The organism is Micromonospora sp. I033 (assembly GCF_053890995.1).
In genome coordinates this window covers 1-4,368 of record NZ_JBSSLX010000325.1, presented here as the reverse complement: position 1 = coordinate 4,368, position 4,368 = coordinate 1, and the positions used below count along the sequence as shown (strand labels likewise).

Sequence of the window (4,368 nt, the reverse complement as noted above, 5' to 3'; positions counted from 1 at the left end):
GCGTGATTTCGTACTACTACCGGAAGTACGCGGCGGCCGGTGACCCCGGCGCGCCCGCTCCGGTGAGCGTGACCTCCGGCGCGGTGCGGGCCCACGGGGGCGACTATCCGGTCCTCACGTCGTACCGTCGTGAGGTACGGCTCCAGCCGGCTGGCGGCGAGACGACGACGAGCGAAGGACGAGAGACGCGATGACAGCGCAGGCCCGCCTGCTCGGTGGCAGGTACCAGGTCGGCGAGCTGCTCGGCTACGGCGGCATGGCGGAGGTGCACCGTGGTCGCGATCTCCGGCTCGGTCGGGATGTCGCGATCAAGATGCTCCGGGCCGACCTGGCCCGGGATGCGACCTTCCAGATGCGGTTCCGCCGGGAGGCGCAGAACGCCGCCTCGCTGAACCACCCGGCCATCGTCGCCGTGTACGACACCGGCGAGGAGACCGCCCCGACCGGCGAGACGCTGCCGTTCATCGTGATGGAGTTCGTCAACGGGCGGACCCTCAAGGAGGTGCTCGGCGTCGAGGGCCGGCTCCAGCCGCGCCGGGCGCTGGAGATCTGCGCCGACATGTGCGCGGCGCTGGAGTTCAGCCACCGGCACGGGATCATCCACCGGGACATCAAGCCCGGCAACGTGATGCTCACCCAGACCGGCCAGGTCAAGGTGATGGACTTCGGCATCGCCCGGGCGCTGGCCAGCGGCGCCACCACGATGACACAGACCAGCGCGGTCATCGGCACGGCACAATACCTCTCCCCCGAGCAGGCGCGCGGCGAGGCGGTCGACGCCCGCTCCGACGTCTACGCGGCCGGCTGCGTGCTGTTCGAGCTGCTCTGCGGGCACCCGCCGTTCGTCGGGGACAGCCCGGTCAGCGTCGCCTACCAGCACGTACGGGAGCAGCCGCCCACGCCGAGCACGATCAACCCGGACGTCAACCCCGCCGTGGACGCCATCGTCCTCAAGGCGCTGTCGAAGAACCCGCTGAACCGCTACCAGAGCGCCGGCGAGATGCGGGCCGACCTGCTCCGCGCCGCCGCCGGCCGGCCGGTGCTGGCCACCCCGGTCATGCCGGCCGAGGAGACCATGCCGATGGCGCCGGCCGCGGCCGGCGGCGGCTACCAGCAGACCCAGGTGATGGGCCCGCAGACCCGCCAGCAGATGCCGGCCCGGGTCGGCGACGCGCGCAAGCGGAAGAGTTCGGCCTGGGTGATCGCCACCTTCGCGGCACTCGGCGTGCTCGCGGTGATCGCCCTGGCCACCGCCCTCTGGCTCAACCAGACCGGCGCCGACAAGGTCTCCGTGCCGCAGCTGCAGGGCCGGACCCAGGCGGACGCGCAGGCCGCGCTCACGCAGGCCGGGCTGCGGTTCACCGCCGGTGACCCGGTGCAGAACACCACGTGCGAGAAGGGCACCGTGGTCGGCCAGGATCCGCCGTTCGGCCAGCGGGTGGACAAGAACAGCGCGGTCGCCGTCCAGATCTGCGGCGGCCCGAAGCAGGTCACCATCCCGAACGGCCTGGAAGGCTCGCAGCGTGCCAACGTGGAGTCCCAGCTGAAGACCCTGGGTCTCACGGTCGACGTGGACGAGGTCAACGACAGTGCTCCGAAGGGCATCGTCATCAAGGTGGACCCGACGGAGGGCAGCAAGGTCCTCGAGGGGTCCGAAGTCAAGCTGCGGGTGTCCAAGGGCAACGTCAGCGAGGTGCCGGACGTTCGCGGCTACACCGAGGACCAGGCGAGGCAACGGCTGAAGGAAGCCGGCTACGAGGTCCGGGTCCGGGAGGGCAACGAGGTCGAGCCCGCCGAGGCGGGCAAGGTCAGCACCCAGAACCCGCGCGCCGGTACCAAGCTGGCCAAGGGCGAGACGGTGACCATCGAGGTGGACATCCCGGCGCCGGAGCCGACCGACAGCGCCAGCCCGGGCACCCCGACGCCGAGCACGACGCCGAGCTCCCCCGGCACCGGGGGTGGCTTCCCGTTCCCGACCACGGCACCGCCCGCCCGGTTCGACCAGCCCTGACCCGACAGCTCCAGACAGACGAAGTGGCGGTGCCGGCCGGGCACCGCCACTTCGCGTAGAACGAACCTCAGGCCGCGGCGAACGCCGCCCGGCGGCGGGCGTCGACCTCGGCGGCCAGCTCCGGGGCCCGCTCCAGCGCCTCCGGGAAGCCGCAGACGGCCAGCCAGTTGGCCAGCATGAGGTGGCCGCCCTCGGTCAGCACCGACTCGGGGTGGAACTGGACGCCCTCGATCGGCAGGGTGCGGTGCCGCATGGCCATCACCACGCCGGTGCCGGTCCGGCCGGTGACCTCCAGCTCGTCGGGGAGCGTCTCGGGCAGCACGGCGAGCGAGTGGTAGCGGGTGGCGGTGAACGGGTCGGGCAGCCCGGCCAGGACCCCCACCCCGTGGTGGCGCACCTCGGAGGTCTTGCCGTGCAGCAGCTCCGGCGCGCGGGTCACCGTCGCGCCGAACGCCTCGCCGATGGCCTGGTGACCGAGGCAGACGCCGAACAGGGGGAGCTTGCCGGCGTACTCCCTGATGACGTCGAGGCAGATGCCGGCGCGGTCCGGGCTGCCCGGCCCGGGCGAGAGCAGCACGCCGGCGGCACCGACCCGGCCCACGTCGGCGACGTCGATCTCGTCGTTGCGCCGCACCTCGCAGTCCACGCCGAGCTGGCCGAGGTACTGCACCAGGTTGAAGACGAACGAGTCGTAATTGTCGATCACGAGGACGCGCATCGGGGTCACCTGCTCGGGGTGGAGGGCGGGGCGTTGTTGGTCTCGGTGCTGTACGGGATCTCCTCCTCGGACGGCTGCTCACTCGGCTCGGTGAGCCCACCGCCGCCGTCCCCCGGCACGCCGGAGTCCTGGGTGACCTGCACGTCGTCGAAGGGGAGGAGGGGCTCGGCCCAGGGGAAGACCACGAACCAGAGCAGGGCGACCGTGGCCGCGGCCAGCAGCACCGAGCCGATCAGCTTCCCGGGCAGCCCGAGCGGCAGCTTCCGCCAGATCCAGCCGTACACGCCTCAGCCCTCCAGCTCGGCCGGGCGACCCGCCGCCTTGGCTTGGACGTGGTCCAGCCGGGCGTGGATGATCAGCCGCTGGTAGTTGTCGAACTTGGGGTTGCAGGTGGTCAGGGTGAGCAGCTTCTCGGTCGGCGGCTCGTTCGGCTTGCCGGGCACCGGCGCGACGACCTCGACCTGGTCCGGCTTGACGATCCGCTGCTGGTAGACCTTGTAGACGAACCACTCGCCCTGGGTCTCGACCACGATCGCGTCGCCGGAGCGCAGCTCGTCGAGGCGCCAGAAGGTGGCCCGGATGCGGTGCCCGGCGACGGAGAAGTTGCCCACCTGGCCCGGCATGGCGCTCTTCGGGTAGTGGCCCGGGGCGTACCGGATGTCGTCCGGGCTGACCCCCTCGACCACCACCCAGTGCTTGTCGAACTTCGGAATGTAGAGCCCGGCGACCGGTTTGCCCTCGGCCGGCGGTTTCGGCTTGGCGCTCGGCCCGGTGGTCGGCCCGACGGTCGGGTCCGCCGCCGCCCCCCACTCCTGGGCGAGCTGGCTGCTCAGATCGTTCTGATGGGCGTCGACGATCACCGCCTTGCCCCAGATCTCGTAGCCGGCGAAGAGGAGCACCACCAGGCCGAAGGTGATCAGCACCTCGCCGGTGCCCCGCACGATGGTCCGCAGCCGGCTACCGGCGGTGGGCCGGGTCAGCTCGGAGTAGACGCTCTTGTAACCCTCGCCGGTCTGCTCCGGCCGGAGCTGCACCACCCGCTCCCCGCGCCGGGGGCGTGGCGGCTCCGCAGGCGTCGTCCCGTCGTCATCGCCGGTGTCCCGGACGGGGGGCACCGCACCCATCAGCGCGGTGGAGTCCAGAGCCGGGCCGGCCGCCGGGCGGTTGACGGCCGGGATGACCGCCGTCGCCCCCGGGTCCGCCGGGCCGGTCGCCGCCGGCCGCGCGGCGCCGCCGTCGGCCGGGCCGTCCGGCCGGGGGACGCCGGCTCCCGGCGCGCCGGCACGCAGCGGCCCTCCGGCGGGGCGGCGTGCCGGCCGGTCGCCCAGCGGGGGGATGAACGCGGTCGGGGCGTCGGCGGCAGCGGTCGGCCGCACCTCGGCGGTCGGCGCGTCGACCCGGCGCCCGGGCTCGTCGGGGATGCCGGCGGGCCCGCCGTGGCCGTGACCCCGCTGGTGCCGGTCCGCCCGTGCGTCGGAGGCCGCCGCCGGCCCGCCCGGGCCGGCGGCGCGCTGGTGCCGGTCGGCCGGCGCGTCAGGGTGGTCGGTGGGCCCGTGCGGCGTGGTGGGCGGACGCCCCTCGGACCAGGCGCCAGCCGGTCGTTCCGGTGCCGCGCCGCGCGCCGGCGGTGCCGTGTCGG

4 protein-coding genes and 1 pseudogene are annotated in these 4,368 nt (G+C 73.5%); 2 read left to right on the top strand and 3 right to left on the bottom strand.

All coding sequences use genetic code 11. The features are described from left to right. Window positions 1–194, top strand: a pseudogene (locus ACW0Q9_RS29375) (serine/threonine protein kinase); the annotation flags it as partial. Next, complete coding sequence (pknB, locus tag ACW0Q9_RS29370) at window positions 191–2,011, top strand: Stk1 family PASTA domain-containing Ser/Thr kinase (RefSeq protein ID WP_456186835.1); 1,821 nt, start codon at window positions 191–193, stop codon at window positions 2,009–2,011. The pseudogene ACW0Q9_RS29375 and the gene pknB, both read left to right, overlap by 4 nt. A gap of 67 nt (window positions 2,012–2,078) precedes the next feature. Here pknB and ACW0Q9_RS29365 read toward each other — a convergent pair whose 3' ends face one another. The 3 genes from ACW0Q9_RS29365 to ACW0Q9_RS29355 all read right to left on the bottom strand — a co-directional run. Beyond that, window positions 2,079–2,729: an aminodeoxychorismate/anthranilate synthase component II gene (locus ACW0Q9_RS29365; RefSeq protein ID WP_456186833.1), complete on the bottom strand. Its 651-nt coding sequence runs from the start codon at window positions 2,727–2,729 to the stop codon at window positions 2,079–2,081. A 5-nt stretch (window positions 2,730–2,734) separates the two neighbouring features. Beyond that, a complete protein-coding gene (locus ACW0Q9_RS29360) occupies window positions 2,735–3,013 on the bottom strand; it encodes a hypothetical protein (RefSeq protein ID WP_456186831.1) in 279 nt (92 codons plus the stop codon). 3 nt (window positions 3,014–3,016) lie between these two features. Beyond that, window positions 3,017–4,368: class E sortase (locus ACW0Q9_RS29355; RefSeq protein WP_456186829.1), on the bottom strand; the 1,352-nt coding region annotated here is incomplete at its 5' end.

What these genes read in the sequence shown, in the direction of transcription:
- pknB (WP_456186835.1), top strand. Translation starts at nt 191, where the DNA reads ATGACAGCGCAGGCCCGCCTGCTCGGTGGCAGGTACCAGGTCGGCGAG.
- ACW0Q9_RS29365 (WP_456186833.1), bottom strand. Translation starts at nt 2,729, where the DNA reads ATGCGCGTCCTCGTGATCGACAATTACGACTCGTTCGTCTTCAACCTG.